The organism is Streptomyces sp. SID13666 (assembly GCF_010548325.1).
Classification (GTDB): domain Bacteria; phylum Actinomycetota; class Actinomycetes; order Streptomycetales; family Streptomycetaceae; genus Actinacidiphila; species Actinacidiphila fildesensis.
In genome coordinates this window covers 21,579-42,541 of the sequence record NZ_JAAGLX010000057.1, presented here as the reverse complement: position 1 = coordinate 42,541, position 20,963 = coordinate 21,579, and the positions used below count along the sequence as shown (strand labels likewise).

At 72.0% G+C, this 20,963-nt stretch carries 15 protein-coding genes and 2 riboswitches; of the genes, 6 read left to right on the top strand and 9 right to left on the bottom strand.

Annotation, left to right across the window (positions count from 1 at the left end; translation table 11 throughout):
- Positions 1–70: 70 nt before the first annotated feature.
- From G3I60_RS39060 to G3I60_RS39040, 5 genes are all read right to left on the bottom strand, one after another.
- Positions 71–1,090 carry a MoxR family ATPase gene (locus G3I60_RS39060; RefSeq protein WP_164294993.1) on the bottom strand — a complete coding sequence of 340 codons (1,020 nt, stop codon included), beginning with the start codon at positions 1,088–1,090 and terminating at the stop codon, positions 71–73.
- Between the two features lie 250 nt (positions 1,091–1,340).
- Positions 1,341–1,826, bottom strand: coding sequence for a hypothetical protein (locus tag G3I60_RS39055; RefSeq protein ID WP_164294980.1), 486 nt, complete (start codon positions 1,824–1,826; stop codon positions 1,341–1,343).
- Positions 1,823–2,818: a DUF4129 domain-containing protein gene (locus G3I60_RS39050; RefSeq protein ID WP_164294979.1), complete on the bottom strand. Its 996-nt coding sequence runs from the start codon at positions 2,816–2,818 to the stop codon at positions 1,823–1,825. The genes G3I60_RS39055 and G3I60_RS39050 overlap by 4 nt, the downstream gene beginning before the upstream one ends.
- A gap of 4 nt (positions 2,819–2,822) precedes the next feature.
- Complete coding sequence (locus tag G3I60_RS39045; protein ID WP_306664929.1) at positions 2,823–3,875, bottom strand: C40 family peptidase; 1,053 nt, start codon at positions 3,873–3,875, stop codon at positions 2,823–2,825.
- Positions 3,873–4,038, bottom strand: a riboswitch (cyclic di-AMP (ydaO/yuaA leader). Its footprint overlaps the gene before it by 3 nt.
- 203 nt (positions 4,039–4,241) lie before the next feature.
- Positions 4,242–5,396 carry an NlpC/P60 family protein gene (locus G3I60_RS39040; protein ID WP_138352972.1) on the bottom strand — a complete coding sequence of 385 codons (1,155 nt, stop codon included), beginning with the start codon at positions 5,394–5,396 and terminating at the stop codon, positions 4,242–4,244.
- Between the two features lie 6 nt (positions 5,397–5,402).
- A riboswitch (cyclic di-AMP (ydaO/yuaA leader) is annotated at positions 5,403–5,576 on the bottom strand.
- A 234-nt stretch (positions 5,577–5,810) separates the two neighbouring features.
- On the opposite strand from G3I60_RS39040, the gene pcrA reads away from it, so the two are divergent.
- Entirely contained in the window at positions 5,811–8,264 is a 2,454-nt protein-coding gene (gene pcrA / locus G3I60_RS39035; protein ID WP_164294978.1) for a DNA helicase PcrA, read from the top strand.
- Between the two features lie 54 nt (positions 8,265–8,318).
- Here the strand turns inward: pcrA and G3I60_RS46970 are convergent, their stop codons facing one another.
- Together G3I60_RS46970 and G3I60_RS39025 are read right to left on the bottom strand one after the other, a co-directional pair.
- Positions 8,319–9,866: a M23 family metallopeptidase gene (locus G3I60_RS46970; protein ID WP_164294977.1), complete on the bottom strand. Its 1,548-nt coding sequence runs from the start codon at positions 9,864–9,866 to the stop codon at positions 8,319–8,321.
- Positions 9,867–9,994: 128 nt separating this feature from the next.
- Complete coding sequence (locus tag G3I60_RS39025; RefSeq protein ID WP_164294976.1) at positions 9,995–10,888, bottom strand: triacylglycerol lipase; 894 nt, start codon at positions 10,886–10,888, stop codon at positions 9,995–9,997.
- Positions 10,889–11,190: 302 nt separating this feature from the next.
- On the opposite strand from G3I60_RS39025, the gene G3I60_RS39020 reads away from it, so the two are divergent.
- On the top strand, positions 11,191–11,604 hold the full coding sequence (locus tag G3I60_RS39020; RefSeq protein WP_138352976.1) for a cobalamin B12-binding domain-containing protein: 414 nt from the start codon (positions 11,191–11,193) through the stop codon (positions 11,602–11,604).
- A gap of 67 nt (positions 11,605–11,671) precedes the next feature.
- Here the strand turns inward: G3I60_RS39020 and G3I60_RS39015 are convergent, their stop codons facing one another.
- Both G3I60_RS39015 and G3I60_RS39010 read right to left on the bottom strand, forming a co-directional pair.
- Entirely contained in the window at positions 11,672–13,288 is a 1,617-nt protein-coding gene (locus tag G3I60_RS39015; RefSeq protein WP_164294975.1) for a DUF5691 domain-containing protein, read from the bottom strand.
- Between the two features lie 54 nt (positions 13,289–13,342).
- A complete protein-coding gene (locus G3I60_RS39010; protein WP_164294974.1) occupies positions 13,343–14,659 on the bottom strand; it encodes an SWIM zinc finger family protein in 1,317 nt (438 codons plus the stop codon).
- 127 nt (positions 14,660–14,786) lie between these two features.
- On the opposite strand from G3I60_RS39010, the gene G3I60_RS39005 reads away from it, so the two are divergent.
- The 4 genes from G3I60_RS39005 to sucC all read left to right on the top strand — a co-directional run bounded on the left by G3I60_RS39005 (position 14,787) and on the right by sucC (position 20,949).
- Complete coding sequence (locus tag G3I60_RS39005; protein WP_164294973.1) at positions 14,787–15,929, top strand: AAA family ATPase; 1,143 nt, start codon at positions 14,787–14,789, stop codon at positions 15,927–15,929.
- 14 nt (positions 15,930–15,943) lie between these two features.
- Positions 15,944–18,391: a DUF5682 family protein gene (locus tag G3I60_RS39000; protein WP_164608348.1), complete on the top strand. Its 2,448-nt coding sequence runs from the start codon at positions 15,944–15,946 to the stop codon at positions 18,389–18,391.
- Positions 18,388–19,563: a VWA domain-containing protein gene (locus G3I60_RS38995; RefSeq protein WP_138352980.1), complete on the top strand. Its 1,176-nt coding sequence runs from the start codon at positions 18,388–18,390 to the stop codon at positions 19,561–19,563. Before G3I60_RS39000 ends, G3I60_RS38995 begins: the two co-directional genes overlap by 4 nt.
- A 210-nt stretch (positions 19,564–19,773) precedes the next feature.
- Positions 19,774–20,949, top strand: a complete 1,176-nt coding sequence (gene sucC, locus G3I60_RS38990; protein ID WP_138352981.1) for an ADP-forming succinate--CoA ligase subunit beta — start codon at positions 19,774–19,776, stop codon at positions 20,947–20,949.
- Positions 20,950–20,963: the final 14 nt, after the last annotated feature.

Genomic DNA, 20,963 nt, shown 5'->3' with positions numbered 1-20,963 from the left:
GCCCGCGCGATGTGCGTGGGGACCGCGGCCGGGCGGGCTGCGGGCCGGCCCGGCGGCTGTCGGTCCGCGGTCACGGCCGCGCTGCCGGGCGCCGGAACGCGCCGGGCCTGTCCTCGGCGCCGTCGGAGCGCTTGTCCTCGGGCAGGGTCTGCGGCGCCGGTACGGACCGCGCGAGTTCGGCGATGACGTCGTCGGCGTTGATCTGCCGCACCCACAACTCGGGCCGCAGCGTGACGCGGTGCGCGAGGGCCGGGACGACCAGGGCCTTCACGTCCTCCGGGGTGACGTAGTCGCGGCCGTCGAGCACCGCGCGGGCGCGGGCCAGCTGTACGAGCGCGAGTCCGCCGCGCGGCGAGGCGCCGACCTGGATCTGCGGATGGGCACGGGTCGCGCCGATGAGGGCGACGACGTACGCGATCAGATCGTCGTCCACCTCGACGCTCTCCAGGCTGGAGCGCATGGCGAGCACCTCGGCGGGCGTGCTGAGGGTGTTCAGTACGGCTTCGGGGGCGGCCCGGTCGAGCCGGATGCGGAGCATCGACGCCTCGTCGCGGGGCGGCAGGTAACCCATCCTGACCCGCAGCAGGAAGCGGTCCAACTGGGCCTCGGGCAGGCTGTACGTGCCCTCGTACTCGATCGGGTTGGCGGTGGCGATGACCACGAACGGCTCGGGCAGCCGCCGGGTGACGCCGTCGACCGAGACCTGCGCCTCGGCCATCGCCTCCAGTAGCGCCGCCTGGGTCTTGGGGGGTGTGCGGTTGATCTCGTCGGCGAGCAGCAGATGGGTGAAGAGCGGTCCTGGCCGGAAGACCATCTCGCCGCTGCGCTGGTCGTAGAAGGGCGCTCCGGACACGTCGGAGGGCAGCAGGTCGGGGGTGAACTGGATCCGGCGGAAGTCGAGTCCGAGCGCGGTGGCGAAGGAGCGGGCGAGCAGGGTCTTGCCGAGTCCCGGCAGGTCCTCGATGAGGATGTGGCCGCCGGCGAGGACGCCGAGCATGACCAGTTCGAGGGAGTCGGGCTTGCCGACCACGGCTCGTTCGATCTCGGTGAGCACCTGGCGGGCGCGTTCTCCGGCCTCGCGCGGCGTCAGGGCGGCCGGGGACGCGGCGGCGGACCGAGCGGCGGACGCCTGAGCAGGAACCTTGCTGGCGGAGGCCGGGGCGGAAGGGGCCTGGGCGGAAGGGGGCTGAGCGGAAGGGGCCTGGGCGGAAGGGGCCTGGGCGGAACTGGGCTGAGCGACGGTGGGCTGAGCGGCGGGCTGGGCCGGCTGAATGGTCGTCACGGTGCTCCTGGGAGGACGTTCGGCGGTTCAGTGGTTCCGAGGGGGTCGGCGGTCACCGTCACAGCTCGTCGAGGCGGTCGACGACGGCCCGCAGGACCTGTGGCGGGATGGTGCCCTCCGGGGCGGGCCGGTGGGGATCGATCCAGGGCCACAGCTCGGGGCCGACGACGGCGGCGGCCCGGTCGGGCTGGGCGCGCAGTGAGATCCCGTGCCGTTCGGCGAGCCGGGCCGCGTACAGGCGTTGGAGGCCGGGTCGCAGGGTGTGGGTGAAACCGTCCTCGGACGACATCCCCTGGGCGACCGCACGGCCCCAGTCGCCCAGCCGGGGCGTCCTGCTGCCCAGCAGCCGGACCGGTCTGCGGTAGCCGTGGTCCTGGGAGTCGAAGCCCGTCGCGTAGCGGGCGGTGAGCAGGGCGACCGCCGCGATGAGCACGGCGCCGGTGCTGGCCGCGGCGAATCCGCCGGCCAGGGCGAGGGCGGCCTCGGTGCCGGCCGCGACCGTGCCGAGCACGAGCAGCGTGTGGCGCGTGGAGCCGGGGGTCACCGGTCGCCCGCCGGGGCCCGGTCGCCGGTGGTCGCTGCTCCTACGGCTGGCACGGCCTCCGGGGCTTCCACGGCGGCCAGTTGGGCCGCGATCGTGTCGAGGGCGGTGCCGGCCCGCCGCAGATGGCCGTCGTCCATCGGGTGGCTGGAGTACCGCGCCTCGCGGAAGAGCTGGGTCAGGTCCCCGGCCGCGGTCCCGGTCAGCGTCCCGCCGGCGACCGCGCGGTGCAGCAGGTCCGTCGGGCTGTCGGATTCGAGCCGGGCGATCCCTGACCGGGCGAGGGTGGTCTCCATCGCCGCGTAGCAGGCGATCACCGCGGCACGGGCGTCCTCACCGTGCAGGGCCCGGCGGCCGGAGTCGACGGCGCCGGCCAGCGCGCTCTCGGCGGTGTCCGGGCTACCGGGGATCAGTTGGAGGCCGGGTCCGGCCTTGCCCGCCAGGTACCAGCGCAGCCAGCGGACGAGCGCGACGACGACCACGACCGCGGCCAGTACCGCTCCGACGACGAGCAGCAGATGGAACAGATCGAAGGACGATCCGGCGGTCGCCTGCCCGGTGGAGGACGGCGGCTGTGTCGGTGCCTCGGTGACGGGCGGCCCGCTCGCCGTCTCCGTGGGGAGGCTCTGGTCGGTCCGCGGCTCCGTGCCGGCCGGGTTGCTCCGGTGGCTCAGCAGCACGGCGACGGGTACCACCGCGGTGGCGGCGGTCAGCAGCAGGAGCGCCGCGTCCTTGAGCCGTTCGGCCACCGGGTCCGGGCTGTCGATGTGCTGCACGGCCCGGCGGTAGCGCGCGGCGAGCAGCGCGCCGCCCACCACGCACGCCAGGGCCAGCAGCAGCAGATACCCGCCGTGGTACGAGAGCGGGCCCGAGCCGTCCGGCGGATCGAGCACCGACCGGCCGCCACCCGCTCGCAGCGCACCGGCCGCGAGGACCAGACCGCCGATCGCGGCGGTGGCGAGCAGGAGGACCGGCCGACCGGTGATCCGGGCCAAGGTGTCAGGCGAGTCGCACAGCGCCGGCGAACGGCATCCAGCTCATCTTGCCGACCTCGACGACGCCACCGGGGTGCGGGGCGTGCACGATCTCGCCGTTGCCCAGGTAGATGGCCACGTGGCTGATGCCGGAGTAGAAGAACACCAGGTCGCCGGGGCGCAGCTCGGACTGCGAGACGCGCGTGCCGTCGTTGATCTGAGTGTACGTGGTGCGGCTGATGCTGATGCCGGCCGAGCGGTACGCGGCCTGGGTCAGTCCCGAGCAGTCGTACGAGTTCGGGCCGGTGGCGCCGGAGACGTACGGCTTGCCGCGCGCGGCGAGGGCGAAGGCGATGGCCTGCGCGGCGCGGCCGCTGGCGGGGCCGTTGTACGTGTAGGACGCGCTGTTGGCGCTGCCGGACTGCTGGGTGTCCAGTGCGGCGACCTTCTTGCGGTCCTCGGCGGTGAGGCTGGTCAGCAGCTTCTGCGCGTCGGCGAGCTTGGCCGCGGCGGTCTTCTTCTCGGCGGCCAGCTTGGTCTGCGCGGCGGCCAGGTCCGCGACGCTCGCGGCGGCCTTGGCGCGCTCGGTCGTCGCGGCCGTCTGCTGGGTGCGGAATTCCTTGATGGCCTCTTCCTGCGTGGCCGACACACGGTCCACGAGGTGGGACTGCTCAAGGTACTTCTCCGGGTTGTCGGAGAGCAGCAGGGCGGTGGTCTGGTCGACGCCGCCTTCGCGGTACTGGGCGGCGGCGAACTGGCCCAGGGTCTCCCGCGCGTCGTTCAGCTTCTGGGTCTTCTTCGCGACCTCGGCGAGCAGCAGATCGGCCTTCGCGCGCTGCTGGTCGGTCTTCTCCTTCGCCGCGTTGACGTGCTCCGTGGCGGCTTCGGCCTTTTCGCGGAGGTCGTCGACCTGCGCCTTGACCTCGGTGATGGAGGGCTTCGCGGGCGCGGCGCTCGCGGACTCGCTCAGCAGAGTCACAGTGGCCAGCGCCACCGTCGTCAGGCCCACCACGGCACGCGGGCCGGTGGAGGCGAGTATTCGCGGGCGCGGTTTGCGGTGCGACGCCAAGGCAGACATTCCTTCCGTGGACCGCTTACCGGGTTAGCTGACGGGTTCGGGCGATGGAAGGCCGCCCTACGGTGCTCGCGTCCGTTGTGCGGACGTTCGCCCCGATTCACCCCAAGTCGTGCGCGTGGGTCCCCGGTTCCGGCCTTGCGGTCGGATTCAGCGGAGGCAGCTCGCCGTCGGCACTGCGCCGGCTTGTGGAACGAGCTGCCTAGCGGGCCACCGTAGTCAACTTGAGTGACTCTTGGGAAGTTTCCATCAGAAGGTGAGCGAAATCGCTTCGTTACCTTACCTATTGTGACCGTCCGTCCGAATGGCGGGCCGACAGCCGGGACCTGTCGGTCCGTCTGTCGATCCGTGACATTCGGGACGGGGGACTCAGGAAGGGCGGGAAGCGCCGTAAACCGGCATTTGGGTGATCGGTGCGATCTTGACGACCGTGCCGGTGTGCGGGGCGTGGATCATGTTGCCGCCGCCTATGTAGAGGCCGACATGGCTGATGTCGTCGTAGAAGAAGATCAGGTCGCCGGGCCGCAGGTCCGACATCGAGACGCGCTCGCCGGCCTTCACCTGGTCCCAGGTGGTGCGCGGCAGGGAGACGCCGGCCGCCTTCCAGGCCGCCTGGGTGAGCCCTGAGCAGTCGTACGAGTTCGGACCCGTCGCGCCCCACACGTACGGCTTGCCGATCGCGTTGCGGGCGAAGGCGATGGCCTTCTCCGCCTGCGACGCGGTGCTGTGCGAACCGGTTCCGCCGGTCCCCGGCGTCGTCCCGGAGCCGGTCTTCGCGGCCTCCTTGGCGGCGGCGTCCCGTGCGGCCTTCTCCTTCGCGGCGATCGCCGCGGCGCGCTTGCGGTCCTCCTCCGCCTTCTTGGCCGCCAGCGCCGCCAGCCGTGCCTTCTCCTGCGTGGTGAGGGTGTTGAGGAGGGTCTGCGCCGCCGCGAGCTTCTCCTTGACGGTCTCCTTCTCCGTCGCCAGCTTCGTCCGCGACGCGTTCAGCGCGTCGAGGCCCTTCACGGCCTCGGAGCGCTTCTGCGTCGTCGTGGCCTGCTGGGTGCGGAAGTTCTCGACGGCTTCCTTCTGGTTGCTGGTCATCCGCTTCATCTGGTGCGTCTGGTCGAAGAACTGCTGCGGATCGGCGGAGAGCAGGAACGTACTCGTCGTGTCGACGCCGCCGCTGCGGTACTGGGCGGCCGCGTACTGGCCCAGGACGCGCCGCGCGTCGTTGAGCGACTCGGTCCGCTGCGCGACCTGGCTCAGCAGCGCCTCCACCTTGGAGCTCTGCTGGTCGGCCTGCTCCTTCGCGCCGTTGTAGCGCTCGGTGGCGACCTCGGCGTCGTGGTTGAGCGCGTCGACCTTCGCCTGGACCTCTTCGATGGAGGGCGGCTGCGGCTGCGCGGGTGCCGCGCTCGCGGTCTCGCCGAGCAGGGTGACGGTGGCCAGTGCCGCCGCCGTGAGACCGACGGCCGCGCGGGGGCCGGTCGTGGTGAGCAGGCCGGCGCGTATGCCGGGGCGGGGTTTGCGGTGCGACGCCAAGGCGGGAAGTCCTTCCGTAAACCGCTTACCGGGTTAGCTGTCGGGTTCGGGCTGTCGGAAGGTCGCCCTACGGTTCGTGCGGAACGTCCTCTGCGGAACATCCGTGCGGACCGATTCACCCCAGTGGTTCCAGTGGGTCCCCGGCTGCGGCCTCTCGGCCGCACTCAGCGGAGACGGTCCGTGACGGCGTGTTGCCGAGGTGGAGGACGGACCGCCTGGTCCGGCACGGTAGCCAACTCTCGTGTCCGGTGGGAAGACCGGTGTCCGATAGGCCCGAAACCATTTCGTGATCTGTGCGCAGTGGTCGGATCCGGTCGCGGAGAGTGACGACTCTTTCAGGCCCGGTCCACGTCCGGACGGACTCCGCCAAGCGGAGTGTGAGGTGTCAGTGGGGGCGCCTAGACTCGGGAAGCGATGAGCAGCCTCTTTGACGACAGCTTCCTGGCCGACCTCCAGGCCCCCGACCACGCGTCGGAATCCGTCCCGCCGCCCCCGGAGCACGGGTCCGCGCACCGGCCGGACGATGCCGCGGACGACCTCTTCGGCGGGCGCTTCAACGAGCCCCCGCAGGGTGGCCGGGACGCGTACTACCGGGACGGGGCCGCCCGCCCCGTCGTCGACCCCGCGCAGCTCCTGGAGGGGCTGAACGAGCAGCAGCGCGCCGCCGTCGTGCACGCGGGCGGGCCGCTGCTCATCGTCGCGGGCGCCGGATCCGGCAAGACGCGGGTGCTGACGCACCGCATCGCGCATCTGCTGGGTACCCGCGGGGCGCACCCGGGCGAGATCCTCGCGATCACGTTCACCAACAAGGCCGCGGGCGAGATGAAGGAACGCGTCGGCGACCTCGTCGGCGCGCGCGCCAACGCGATGTGGGTCATGACCTTCCACAGCGCGTGCGTGCGGATCCTGCGCCGCGAGAGCAAGAAGCTCGGCTTCACCTCCAGCTTCTCGATCTACGACGCCGCCGACTCCAAGCGGCTCATGGCGCTCGTCTGCCGGGACCTGGACCTCGACCCCAAGCAGTTCCCGCCGAAGGCGTTCAGCGCGAAGGTCTCGAACCTCAAGAACGAGCTGATCGACGAGGAGGACTACGCCCGGCAGGCGGAGAACCCCTTCGAGAAGCACGTCGCCGAGGCGTACGCGCTCTACCAGGCGAGGCTGCGCGAGGCCAACGCCCTGGACTTCGACGACATCATCATGACCACGGTGCACCTGCTCCAGGCGTTCCCCGACGTCGCCGAGCACTACCGGCGCCGGTTCCGCCACGTCCTCGTGGACGAGTACCAGGACACCAACCACGCCCAGTACACGCTGGTCCGCGAGCTGGTCGGCACCGGCGAGCACACCGCCGAGCTGTGCGTGGTGGGTGACGCGGACCAGAGCATCTACGCCTTCCGCGGTGCCACCATCCGCAACATCCTGCAGTTCGAAGAGGACTACCCGCAGGCGACGACGATCCTGCTGGAGCAGAACTACCGCTCCACGCAGACGATCCTCACGGCCGCCAACGCCGTCATCGAGCGCAACGCCGGCCGCCGCGCCAAGAACCTGTGGACCGACGCCGGCGACGGCCCGATCATCACCGGCTACGTCGCCGACCACGAGCACGACGAGGCGCAGTACATCGCCGAGGAGATCGACCGGCTGACGGACGCGGGCGACTCCCGCCCCGGTGACGTCGCCGTCTTCTACCGGACCAACGCCCAGTCCCGTGTCTTCGAAGAGGTCTTTATCCGCGTCGGGCTGCCGTACAAGGTCGTCGGCGGGGTGCGCTTCTACGAGCGCAAGGAGGTCCGCGACATCCTCGCGTACCTGCGCGTGCTGTCGAACCCCGAGGACACCGTCCCGCTCCGCCGGATCCTGAACGTGCCCAAGCGCGGTATCGGCGACCGGGCCGAGGCGATGATCGACGCCCTGTCGCTGCGCGAGAAGATCTCCTTCTCGCAGGCGCTGCGCCGGGTCGACGAGGCGTACGGCATGGCCGCCCGCTCCTCCAACGCGGTCAGGAAGTTCAACGAGCTGCTGGAGGAGCTGCGCACCATCGTCGAGTCGGGTGCCGGTCCCGCGACCGTCCTCGAAGCGGTGATGGAGCGCACGGGCTATCTGGCGGAGCTCCAGGCCTCCACGGACCCGCAGGACGAGACCCGTATCGAGAACCTTCAGGAACTCGCCGCCGTGGCCCTGGAGTTCGAGCAGGAGCGGGCCGCCGCCGAGGACGCGGAGCCCGGCACCCTCTCCGAGTTCCTGGAGCGCGTCGCGCTGGTCGCCGACTCGGACCAGATCCCGGACGACGAGGAGGGGGGCGGCGTCATAACGCTGATGACGCTGCACACCGCCAAGGGCCTCGAGTTCCCGGTGGTCTTCCTCACCGGCATGGAGGACGGGGTCTTCCCGCACATGCGGGCCCTGGGCCAGGCCAAGGAGCTGGAGGAGGAGCGGCGACTGGCGTACGTCGGCATCACACGGGCGCGCGAGCGGCTGTACGTGACGCGGTCGACGATGCGCAGTGCGTGGGGCCAGCCCTCGTACAACCCGGCCTCGCGCTTCCTGGAGGAGATCCCGCCCACGCTGATCGACTGGAAGCGGACCGGCCCGGTGGCCGCGCCGGGGGCCGCGATGTCGGCCGCCGCGTCGTCGCTGTCGTCCTCGCGCGCCAAGGCGGGCCCGAAGGGCTTCGCGACCCGGCGTGCCACGGACCGGCCGGTGATCGCGCTGACGGTCGGGGACCGGGTCACGCACGACCAGTTCGGCCTCGGAACCGTCGTCGGGGTCAGCGGTACCGGGTCCGACGCGCAGGCGACGGTCGACTTCGGCGAGGAGAAGCCGAAACGGCTGCTGCTGCGGTACGCGCCGGTCGAGAAGCTCTGACGGGGGGCCTTGCGCGCCTCCGGCGAGGGCCGGAGGCGGGTCGGGTGAGTGCGGTCAGCGGGGGTCGAGCCCGTGGGCCAGCAGCCACGGCAGCGGGTCGATCGGCGTACCGCCGTGCGGCCGGACCTCGAGGTGCAGGTGCGGGCCGGTGGTGTTGCCGGTGTTGCCCGAGTACGCGATGACCTGGCCGGCCTTGACCGAGCCGGAGCGGATCTTGGTGCTGCTGAGGTGGCAGTACCAGGTCTCGGTGCCGTCGGCGGCGGTCACTATGGCCATGTTGCCGTAGGAGCTGTTCCACTGCGTGCGGATGGTGCCGTCGGTCACGGACGACACGGGAGTGCCGGTGTCGACCGGGAAGTCGATGCCGGTGTGCAGCGCCATCCAGTTGACGCCGGACTGGCCGTAGTACGCGCTCAGTCCGCGCTCCGACACCGGCAGCAGGAACTTCGGCCGCAGGGCCTCCTTGCGCGCCGCCGCGTCGGCCTTCGCCTTCTTCGCTGCGGCCTCGCGGTCCTTGAGGTCGATCCGCTCCTGCGTACGGCTGGCGCGGGTCGCGAAGTCGTCCGCGTCGGAGGTGACTCCGGCGAGCTGCGTGTCGAGCTTCGAGACGGGCGCGTTCGTGGCGGTCTTGCCGGAGGCCTCGGTCTGCGTCGTCGCATGGGCGCCGGGCACGTCGCTGATGGCCGCGGCGGCACAGGCCGCCACACCCATGACCGCGACGGACGGCACCGCGATGGTCAGGAGCGCGGAGCGCTTCGCGGGCCGCTTGCGGCGGCAGCCGCTCCCGCCGCCGCGCGGGGCCGCCGGGACGTGGACCACATCGGTCTTGGTCTTGGTCTCAGACTCGGACTCGGACTCGGACTCGGACCCGGTCTCGGGCCCGGTCTCGGCGTCGAGGTCGAGTGCGAGGTCCAGGTCGTGATCGAGGTGGAGGTCGGCGTCGGGTCCGGCCTCGTGCGCGGGCGCCGTTTCCGGCTCGTACGCGAACTGAGTGGTGTAGTCGGCGCCGTACTCGTTCCCGTACTCGTTCCCGTTCCCGTAGTGCGGTGCTTCGGCCGACGGGCCGGCGTATCCGGGTACGGGCTCCGGTGCGTAGGTGTGCTCGACGGGCGCGGCCTGCGCGGGCACGGTGTAGACGCCGGTGTCCCAGGACATCGCGTCGTAGGTGCCGGTCGGGTAGCTGCCGGTGTCCTGACCAGGGGCGTTGTAGCCGTACGCCGGGTACTGGCCGGAGTCCCAGTTCTGCTGCGGCTGCTGCTGTTCCTGCTGGTGGAACTGCGGCTGCGGCTGGGCCGGGACGTGGGGCTGCTGCTGGGACTGCTCGGGGTACGTGGGGTAGCTGCCGGTCTGGGCCTGCCAGAAGCCGCTCGCGTCGTAGCTGCCCGTCTCGGAGACGGACGCGTCGTAGCCGTGCTGCGCCGGCTGCGGGACGAACGCATAGCTGCCCGTGGCGCCCGTGTCCGCGGTGCCGGTCATCGCTCCGAAGAGCGGATCGCCGTCCGCGAAGGTGGTGCCGATGTTCTGGTACGAGCCCGTTGAATAAGGGTCGTAGCCGTAAGCACCGTAGTCGGGGGCGTACCCCGACGGGTGACGATCGTTCACCGCCTACTTCTCTTTCGCCTCGGCAGCAGGAGAATTAGCGGTGACTGTAGCCCCCTACCCCCGACGGCGACAATCTTCGGCAGGTTCCGGATCCGGACAATGCCTTGTGTTCGAATTGAATTCGACGGCTATGCCGCGTTCTCGGCCCCCACCGCGAGCTCCTCGCCGGTCAGGGACTGCCGGATTCCGGCGGCCACGGCGGCGTGCACCGGCAGTGCGAGATGCCCGATTCCCGCGACTTGCACATTGTGTACCAGCAGGTCGGGATGGTCGATGCGGGCGGTTTCCACCGGGATCATCAATTGGTCCAGGTCGCTCCAGAAGGCGACGAAATGCGTGCGGCAACCGGGGGCCGGTTCCGTCAATTCGTTCATGAGATCGGAACCGGGGCGCATTTGCCGCACGATCGGGTGCGGCGTCAGCAGCGGGACGGCGCGGGTGCCGGAGTGCGGCGTTCCCAGCGTCACCACCGTGCGTACCCGGCTGTCACCACCCAGACGCTGTACGTAATAGCGGGCGATCAGACCGCCCAGGCTGTGGCCGACGATGTCCACCTGCCGCTGCCCGGTCTGTTCGCAGATCTGCTCGACATGACGGCCGAGCAACGCGGCGGCTGTACGGATGTCGCAGCTCAGCGGGGAGTAATTCAGAGCCTGGACGTGCGTCCAGCCGTGCTTTCGCAGGGAGCGGCGGAGAAGGGTGAATACCGAACGATTATCGACGAAGCCGTGCAGCAGCAGAACGGGAGGGTGTGCGGCCGCGACGGCCCGCAGTCGTGCCGTACCGGAATCCGCGTCCGTTTCCGTGTACGAGCCGCTGTGCGAGTCCGTGTGGGGGTCGTGGTCCGGGTCGGCGGAGGGGCCGGTGCCGGCGTCGGGCCGGTCGCGCTCGGGGAGGATGCCGGTCGGATAGAGGAAGAGATGGCCGGTCAGGATGACGAGCTCGAGAACCGCGGCGCGAATGGCCACCGCGCTGCGCAGCCAGCGGCCCGTGGCGACGGCTCCGAACGACAGGGCGCTCATGGCCCACCTCCCGTGCGGCACGACGGGAGACAGCTCCGTCCCCCGTGTGCCCTAGTCCGGAGAGCCGTACAGCGGACCCCGGCTCCCCGGGAACCCATCGGGCCCGCTGGCCACCTCCGGTGGAACGGAGGGCGGCGGCAGGCCCAACGTGTTGCGAACGTGTCCCACCGTGTGATTTCCCCCTCGCTCCGCACCGCGAAACTGTCGGGTGCGGGATGCTGGAGATAACGTTCGTTCACACTCGGTCCCACTTGAGGTCCCGCTCGGCCGGCGATGGCGCCGGCAATGTCATGGAGGCAGTGATGGGAGTGTCCGGTCCGATCCGCGTGGTGGTGGCCAAGCCGGGTCTCGACGGTCATGATCGCGGGGCCAAGGTCATCGCCAGAGCGCTGCGTGATGCCGGTATGGAGGTCATCTACACCGGCCTGCACCAGACCCCCGAACAAGTGGTCGACACCGCGATCCAGGAGGACGCCGACGCGATCGGGCTCTCCATCCTCTCGGGAGCGCACATGACGCTCTTCGCGAAGGTCCTGGACCTGCTGAAGGACCGTGACGCCCTGGACATCAAGGTCTTCGGCGGCGGCATCATCCCCGAGGCGGACATCGCCCCCCTCAAGGAACTCGGCGTCGCCGAGATCTTCACCCCCGGCACGCCCACCACGGACGCGGTGGCCTGGGTCCGGGCCAATGTCCGCCAGGGCGCCGAAGCCTGATCCCTCCCGGGAGCCGCCTCCCGGGAGGCGGCTCCCGGAAAGCCCGCCGCTCCGCCCCCCGGCCGGATCATGAGGCCGGGGCGGCCGGCGCCGGCGGTTCGAGCTCCGCGAGCATCACGGCCCGCAGCCGCAGCGTGCCGACCAGCCGCTGGAACGCCTCCGCCCAGTAGCTGCCCGCTCCGGGCGACCCGTCGTCCGGCTCTTCGGTCGCGGCGGTCAGGACGGTGAGCCGCTCGGCCTCCGCCGGGTCCAGACACCGTTCGGCCAGGCCCATCACCCCGCTGAAACTCCATGGATAGCTGCCGGCGTCCCGCGCGATGTCGAGCGCGTCGACCACGGCCCGGCCCAGCGGCCCGGCCCAGGGGACGGCGCACACGCCGAGCATCTGGAACGCCTCGGAAAGCCCGTGGGTGGCGATGAACCGGGCCACCCACTCCGCGCGCTCCTCCTCCGGCAGGATGGAGAGCAGCTTGGCCGGGTCGCCGACCGCCGCGACCGGTGACGCGGGCGCCGGCGGGGGGCCGAGCAGGGCGCGGGCCCAGGCGGGGTCGCGCTGGCGCACCGCGGCCCGGCACCAGGCGGCGTGCAGATCGGGCTGCCAGTCGTCCGCCACGGGCAGCGCGATGATCTCCTCGGGATCGCGGCCGCCGAACCGGGCCGTCCAGGTGGCCAGCGGCGCCGCCTCCACCAGCTGACCGAACCACCAGGCGCGCTCGCCGCGACCGGTGGGCGGATGCGGGGCGACGCCGTCCCGCTCCATCGCGGCGTCGCACTCGTACGGCGCCTCCACGAGGATGCCGATCCCCGCCACGTTCTCCCCGGTGCCGAGCGAGACGCAGCTGCGGGCCCGTTCGGCCATCCGGGCGGCCAGCGCGGAGCCGGGCAGCGCGGACAGCAGCTCGGCCGCGGTCGCCCGGACATTGCGGCTGCGGTCGGTCAGCGCCTGTTCCAGGAACGGCTCGTCGGCCGGTGACAGCCCGGCGCGCAGCGAATCGAGGAACATCAGCCGGTCCTCGGCCCGCTCACCGGTCCACGTCGACCGCAGCAGCGCGAGTGCGGCCGATGCGTCCTGGCCGCGCAGCCGGGTCAGCAGCGCCACCCTTTCGGCGAACAGGCCCTCGTCCCACAGCTGCCGGATCGCCGCGGGATCCCCGGCCGCCGGCTCCAGGCCCCTGACCCCGGCCCGCAAAGCGAACCGCCACTCCGGATTCAGCTCCGCCAGCCACAGCGCGCGGGGCCCGGCCAGCGCCAGGGCGTCGGCCCGCAGATCCGTTCTGGCGCGGGCGGCGTCCAGCAGGTCCGGGAGCAGGGCGGGCGGCGCGGCATAGCCGTACCGACCCGCCGCGGCGAGCCACTGCGGGAGCAGCTCGGCGAGGTTCGGGGCCGTGCCACGCCTTCCGGACGAGCCGCCGCCCGCCGAACGGTCCGCCAGCAGCAGCCCCAGCCTGCGGCGTGCCGCCTCGGGCAGCACCGGCCGCCGGTCCGGCGCGGCGGGCGCCGGCCGCTCCCGTGCCGCGGCCGGCCGTAGACCCGCACGGCGGCTCACAGTGCCGATCGCCGCCGCGTCGAGCAGCTCGGTCGCCGGGTCCAGGGCCGGGTGCGGGCCGCCGGACGCCGGCGGTCTGCGGCGGTCCGTGCCGAGCAGTGCGCTCCCGACCAGGTCGGTCCAGCTGGCGTTCATCATTCCTCCGCGTTCCTCCTCGATGGCGCCCGCCGTGGGCCCGGACCGGGCCAGGCCCTACAACGGGACGGGGGTGGCGTCCGGGCCCCAGGCGGTGAGGGGGCGGACGCCGGTGTGGCCGAGCTCGGCGAAGAGCGTGACGGGGTGGCCGCCGGACACGGCGGCGAGCCGCCAGGGGCCGCGGCCGGCGATCGGCAGCGCGTCCTGGCCGTCGGCGTCGGCGAGCTGCCAGCCGCCGGCATCGGAGCCGGGTATGGGGACGACACCGGACAGGACGACGGGCCAGGCGTTGAGCCACGGGTCGTCCGCGAGGGCGGCCCCGTAGGCGGCGAGGGCGGGGCCGACCGGGACCCCGGCCGGCACCGGGCCGGGTGCGGCCGGGCCGTGGCTCTCGCCGAGCACGGCACGCAGCGGCCGGGCCGAGGGGTGGAAGGCGAGCTCGGCGTCAAGGCTCAGCCCGAGCGGGAGCGCCAGTTCGGGTGCGCGGCCCGCGGCGCCGAAGGAGAGAAGCATCGCGACCCGGCCGGACCGGGCGCCGTGCAGCCAGATCCGACGGGTGGTCAGCCGGTCGTCCGACGTGTCGAGTTGGGAGAGCACCAGCCAGCGGTCCCGGACGGTAGGCCCGGCCAGCAGCTCGGCCGCGTCCGTGGTGAACCCGACGCGGGTGCGCACCGTGGCGGCCAGCGGGCCGGGCAGCCGCTGCTCGCCGAGGTAGCCCCGGGTGAGCAGATGGAGCAACGCGGACTCCTCCAGCAGCCGCGAGGGCCAGTCACCGCCACCGGCGGCGACAGCGCCCAACTCCCTGACCCGGGTGGCCAGTCCCGGTGCCTGGGCGTCCACCATCCGGGCCGCGATCTCGTCCCACTTCTGATAGCCCTCCCGGTCGGCGCCGGCCAGGCCGCCGCGCAGCAGGTCGGTCAGCCGCTGCTCCAGCTCCGTCACGCCCGCCGTCACCCGCTGGGCGCGCCGCTCGGCACGCCGCCGCGCGGCCTCCGGGTCGGCGGGTTTCGCCGGCCCGGCCGCGGCGGCCCTGGTCCGTTCCTGCCGGCTGTCGAGCCATTCGGTCACCCAGTCCGGCGCCACCGCCGGCCCGACGGCGCCGCCCGCCGCCTCGGACCACAGGAGCAGCAGCCCGAGCGCGTGCTTGCACGGGAACTTGCGGCTCGGACAACTGCACTGGTAGCCGGGGCCCTTCGTGTCCACGACCGTCCGGTACGGCTTGCTGCCGCTGCCCGCGCACAGACCCCACACCGCGGCCTCCGCCGTACCCGTACCGGACCAGGACGCGGGCATCGCGAGCCTGGCCCCGGCCTTCTGTGACGCTGCGTCAGGAGCGAGCGCCAGCACCTGATCCGTAGTCCACCGTTCCTCCATGACACGACCGTAGGTGCCGCCACTGACAATGCGTCCGACCTGCGGCTTCACCCGTTGTCAGTGGCGTGGTGCATGGTGGAAATCACCGCGGGACCGAGGGGTTCCGCGGGACTGGACAGGGGGATTCATGGCAGTCATGCCCACCGACATCGAGGATGCTCCGGAAGGTGCTCTGCGGCCGCACGCGGAGGAGGCCTTCGCCCATGAACTGAAGGCCCTCGCGGCGGCCGACGACCGTCCGCGGCCGTCCCGTTGGAATCTCTCGCCGTGGGCGGTGGCTTTGTACATCCTCGGTGGGACGCTGCCTGGGGGCACCTCCCGGACGAAGTCTGGGGGAGGCACCGTCATCACGCCCAAGTACGTCGGTCCCCGGCGCATCGTCGAGGTCGCCGTCACCACCCTCGCCACCGACCGGGCGCTGCTGCTGCTCGGTGTGCCGGGCACCGCCAAGACGTGGGTGTCAGAACATCTCGCCGCGGCGATCAGCGGTGACTCCACCCTGCTGGTCCAGGGCACGGCCGGCACGCCGGAGGAGGCGATCCGCTACGGCTGGAACTATGCGGAGCTGCTCACCAACGGCCCGAGCCGCAGAGCCCTGGTGTCCAGCCCGGTGATGCGGGCGATGGCCGAGGGGAGGATCGCCCGGGTCGAGGAGCTGACCCGGATACCGGCCGACGTGCAGGACTCCCTCATCACGATCCTTTCCGAGAAGACGCTGCCGATACCGGAGTTGGGGTCGGAGACCCAGGCGGTCCGGGGCTTCAATCTGATCGCGACCGCCAACGACCGCGACCGTGGCGTCAACGAGCTGTCCAGCGCGCTGCGCCGCCGGTTCAACACCGTCGTGCTGCCGCTGCCCGCCTCGGCGGAGGACGAGATCGACATCGTCACCCGCCGGGTCGACCAGCTCGGCCGCGGACTCGACCTCCCGGCCGTCCCCGAGGGCGCCGACGAGATCCGCCGGGTCGTCACCGTCTTCCGGGAGCTGCGCGCCGGTGTGACCGCCGACGGCCGGACGAAGGTGAAGTCGCCGTCCGGCACGCTGTCGACGGCCGAGGCCATCTCGGTGGTGACCAACGGCCTGGCGCTCGCGGCGCACTTCGGCGACGGGGTGCTGCGGGCGGGCGATGTCGCGGCAGGCATCCTCGGCGCGGTCGTCCGCGATCCGGCCGCCGACCGGGTGATCTGGCAGGAGTACCTGGAGACGGTCGTGCGCGAGCGCGAGGGCTGGAAGGACTTCTACCGCGCCTGCCGGGAGGCGACCGCATGAGTGCGCCGGACGTCATGACATCCGGCGCACCACTCGCGGTGCCGCCCGCCGCCGGGCCGTCCGGGGTCGCCCTGCTCGGGGTGCGGCACCACGGACCGGGCTCCGCGCGGGCGGTGCGCGCCGCGCTCGACGCGTACCGGCCGGGGACGGTGCTGATCGAGGGGCCGCCGGAGGCCGATCCGCTCGTCGGGCTCGCCGCCGAGGACGGCATGCGGCCGCCCGTCGCGCTGCTCGCGCACGTCCTGGACGACCCGGCGCGGGCCGCGTTCTGGCCCTTCGCGGAGTTCTCGCCGGAATGGGTGGCGATCCGGTGGGCCGCCGGGCACGGCGTACCGGTCACCTTCATCGACCTGCCCGCCGCACATTCCCTCGCCCTGCGCACGACACCGGACGAGCAGGACGAACCCCCCGGCGAGGGATCCCCGGACGACGGATCCCCGGATGACGGATCCTCGGACGGCGACGAGGCGGTCCAGGCGCTGCGTATCGACCCGCTGGCCGTGCTCGCGGAAACCGCCGGGTACGACGACCCGGAGCGCTGGTGGGAGGACGCGGTCGAACACCGGAGCAGCAGCGGTGCCGACCCACTGGCACCGTTCGCCGCGCTCGCCGAGGCGATGGGCGCGCTGCGCGAGCTGTACGGCGACGGCGGCCATGCGGACGACCCGGCGCGCGAGGCCCATATGCGGCTGCGGATCCGGGACGCCCGGCGGACGCACGACCGTGTCGCCGTGGTCTGCGGAGCCTGGCACGTCCCGGCGCTCGCCCGGCGGGTGACCGCCACCGCGGACCGCCAGCTGCTCAGGGGGCTGCCCAAGGTGAAGGTCGAGATGACGTGGGTGCCATGGACGCACCGACGGCTGTCGCGGCACAGCGGATACGGCGCGGGGATCGACTCACCCGGCTGGTACGGGCATCTGTTCGGGGCACGGGACCGGCCCGTCACCCGGTGGATGACCAAGGTCGCGGGGCTGCTCCGTGCCGAGGACCTGCCGGTCTCCTCCGCGCATGTCATCGAGGCGGTGCGGCTCGCCGACACCCTCGCGGCCATGCGGGGCCGCCCGCTCGCCGGCCTGAGCGAGACGACGGACGCGATACGGGCGGTGATGTGCGACGGCTCGGACGTACCGCTCGCCCTCATCAGGGACCGCCTCGTCGTGGGGGACGTCCTCGGCGAAGTGCCGGACAGCGCGCCCGCCGTGCCGCTGGCCAGGGATCTGACCCGGGAGCAGCGCAGGCTCCGGCTCAAGCCCGAGGCGCTGGAACGCGAGCTGGAACTGGACCTGCGCAAGGAGACCGACGCGGGCCGCAGCCGGCTGCTGCACCGGCTGCGGCTGCTGGGCATCGACTGGGGGGAGCAGGTCCGTTCGCGCGCCGGGACCGGGACGTTCCGGGAGAACTGGCGGCTGCGCTGGGAGCCGGAACTGGCGATCCGGGTCGCCGAGGCCGGGGTCTGGGGCACGACGCTGCTCTCCGCGGCGACGGCGAAGGCCGAGGAAGGGGCGGTGCACGCCGCCGCGCTCGCCGACGTGACCGCGCTCGCCGAACGCTGCCTGGTCGCGGGGCTACCGGACGCGCTGCCGGTCGTGATGCGGGTGCTGGCCGACCGCGCCGCCCTGGAGACCGACGTCGGCCATCTCGCCCAGGCGCTGCCCGCCCTCGTACGGTCCGCCCGCTACGGCGATGTGCGCGGTACGGACTCCGCGGCGCTCCACAAGGTCGCCGAGGGGCTGGCGGAACGGGTCTGCATCGGGCTGCCGCCCGCCTGCGTCGGGCTGGACGCGGACGGCGCCGCCGAGATGCGCGGCCACGCCGAGGCGGCGCACCGGGCGATCGGCCTCTTGCAGGCCGACGGCCTCCTCGACCGTTGGGCGGTGATGCTGCGGGGCATCGCCGAGCGCGACGGGGCGATACCGGGGCTGCTGCGCGGCAGCGCCACCCGGCTGTTGACGGACGACGGACGGCTCGACGAGGAGGCCGCCGCCCGGCTGATGGCGCTCGCCCTGTCACCGGGGACGCCGTCGGCCGAGGCCGCGGCGTGGCTGGAGGGCTTCCTCGCGGGCGGCGGCATGCTCCTCATCCACGACGAGCGGCTGCTCGCGCTGGTCGACGGCTGGCTCGCCGCGGTACCGACCGCCGCGTTCAACGACGTACTGCCGCTGCTGCGGCGCACGTTCGGCGAGTTCGAGTCCGGCGTCCGCCGCACCGTCGGCGAGCTGGTCAGACGCGGCGGCTCCGCGGGCCGGTCCGCGGCCGCCGCGGGGGAGGCGGTGCCGGGCTTCGGCGCCGGGTTCGACGAGGAGCGGGTCGCGGCGGCACTGCCGGTGCTGCGGCTGCTGCTGGGGCACACGGACGAAGGGCTCGCAGACGATGCCGGGCGGTCCGACCGGTCCGGCACGACGGGGTCCGGCACGACGGGATCCGGCACGACGGGGTCCGGCACGACGGGGGAGAACGGATGACCGACGACACGACGACCGGTGGGACGACGGCCGCCGATGAACGGCTGCGCCGCTGGCGGCTGGTGCTCGGTGGAGGGGCCGCCGACGGGACCGGCCGCGACCTCACCGGGCGGGACGCGGCGATGGACCGCACTCTCGGCGCGCTCTACGGCGGGGACAGCGGCGGCGCGGACGGCAAGGCCGGCCGGACGGCCGGTCTCGGCGGCTCCGCGCCGCAGGTCGCCCGGTGGCTCGGCGACATCCGTACGTACTTCCCGTCCTCCGTCGTCCAGGTGATGCAGCGGGACGCGATCGACCGGCTCGGGCTGGCGGCTCTGCTTCTGGAGCCGGAGATGCTGGAGGCCGTCGAGGCGGACGTGCATCTCGTCGGCACGCTGCTGTCGCTGAACAAGGCGATGCCGGAGACCACGAAGGAGACGGCGCGGGCCGTGGTCCGCAAGGTCGTCGAGGACCTGGAGAAGAAGCTCGCCACCCGCACCCGCGCGACCCTGACCGGCGCCCTCGACCGGTCCGCGCGGATCAGCCGCCCCCGGCACCGTGACATCGACTGGGACCGCACCATCCGCGCCAACCTCAAGCACTACCTCCCCGAGCACGGCACGATCGTGCCCGAGCGGCTGATCGGGTACGGCAGGGCGTCGCAGGCGGTGAAGAAGGACGTGGTGCTCTGCATCGACCAGTCCGGTTCGATGGCCGCCTCCGTCGTCTACGCCTCCGTGTTCGGGGCCGTGCTGGCCTCGATGCGGAGCATCGACACCAAGCTGGTCGTCTTCGACACCGCGGTGGTCGACCTGACGGACCAGTTGGACGATCCGGTGGATGTGCTCTTCGGCACACAACTCGGTGGCGGCACCGACATCAACCGCGCTCTGGCGTACTGCCAGTCCCTGATCACCCGGCCGGCGGACACGGTGGTCGTCCTCATCAGCGATCTCTACGAGGGCGGGATCCGGGACGAGATGCTCAAACGGGTGGCAGCCATGAAGGGCGCGGGAGTGCAGTTCGTGGCCCTGCTGGCGCTGTCGGACGAGGGCGCGCCGTCCTACGACCGCGAGCACGCGGCCGCGCTGGCCGCGCTCGGAGCCCCCGCTTTCGCCTGCACACCGGACCTGTTTCCCGAGGTGATGGCCGCCGCGATAGAGAAACGGGCGCTGCCCGTACCAGAAGCCTGACGCGAGCCTGACAACGCGCTCTGTGACCGTTCTCACCGCTCACATGTGACCTGCGATTTAGGGACCTACGTCCCACGGGGATAACCTGCGAGACGGACATGCCGCGTACTTCGGTGACCGTGTGCGCCCTCCTTGTGACCGCGTAGTCACGCTTCCCGTATCGGCACGTTCGCGTAGAAAACAAACCGCGATCACCAAGGACGGACGCGCGTGGACCTGTTCGAGTACCAGGCGAGGGATCTCTTCGCCAAGCACGGTGTACCGGTGCTGGCCGGTGAAGTCATCGAGACGCCCGAGGCGGCTCGTGAGGTGACCGAACGTCTGGGTGGCCGTGCGGTCGTCAAGGCGCAGGTCAAGGTCGGTGGCCGAGGCAAGGCCGGCGGCGTGAAGCTCGCCTCCGACCCCGCAGACGCGGTCGCGAAGGCCGATGCCATCCTCGGCATGGACATCAAGGGCCACACGGTCCACAAGGTGATGCTTGCCGAGACCGCGGACATCGCGGAGGAGTACTACGTCTCCTTCCTGCTGGACCGCACCAACCGCACCTTCCTCGCCATGGCGTCCGTAGAGGGCGGCGTGGAGATCGAGATCGTTGCGGAGGAGAACCCGGACGCGCTGGCCAAGATTCCGGTCGACGCCAACGAGGGCTGCACCCCGGAGAAGGCCGCCGAGATCGTCGCCGCGGCCAAGTTCCCGGCCGAGATCGCCGACCAGGTGGCCGACGTTCTGCAGAAGCTGTGGACCGTCTTCATCAAGGAGGACGCCCTCCTCGTCGAGGTCAACCCGCTGATCAAGTCCGGTGACGGCAAGATCATCGCGCTCGACGGCAAGGTCTCGCTCGACGAGAACGCCGAGTTCCGCCAGCCGGACCACGCGGCCCTTGAGGACAAGGACGCCGCCAACCCGCTGGAGGCCGCGGCCAAGGCCAAGAACCTCAACTACGTCAAGCTCGACGGTGAGGTCGGCATCATCGGCAACGGCGCGGGTCTCGTCATGAGCACCCTCGACGTCGTCGCGTACGCCGGTGAGAAGCACGGCGGCGTCAAGCCCGCCAACTTCCTCGACATCGGTGGCGGCGCCTCCGCCGAGGTCATGGCGAACGGCCTGGAGATCATCCTCGGCGACCCGGACGTCAAGTCCGTCTTCGTCAACGTCTTCGGTGGCATCACCGCGTGCGACGAGGTCGCCAACGGCATCGTCCAGGCCCTGGAGCTGCTCAAGTCCAAGGGTGAGGTCGTCAGCAAGCCGCTGGTCGTCCGCCTGGACGGCAACAACGCGGAGCTGGGTCGCAAGATCCTGACCGACGCCAACCACCCGCTCGTGCAGCGTGTGGACACCATGGACGGCGCGGCCGACAAGGCCGCCGAGCTCGCGGCTGCGAAGTAAGGGACAAGGTCACC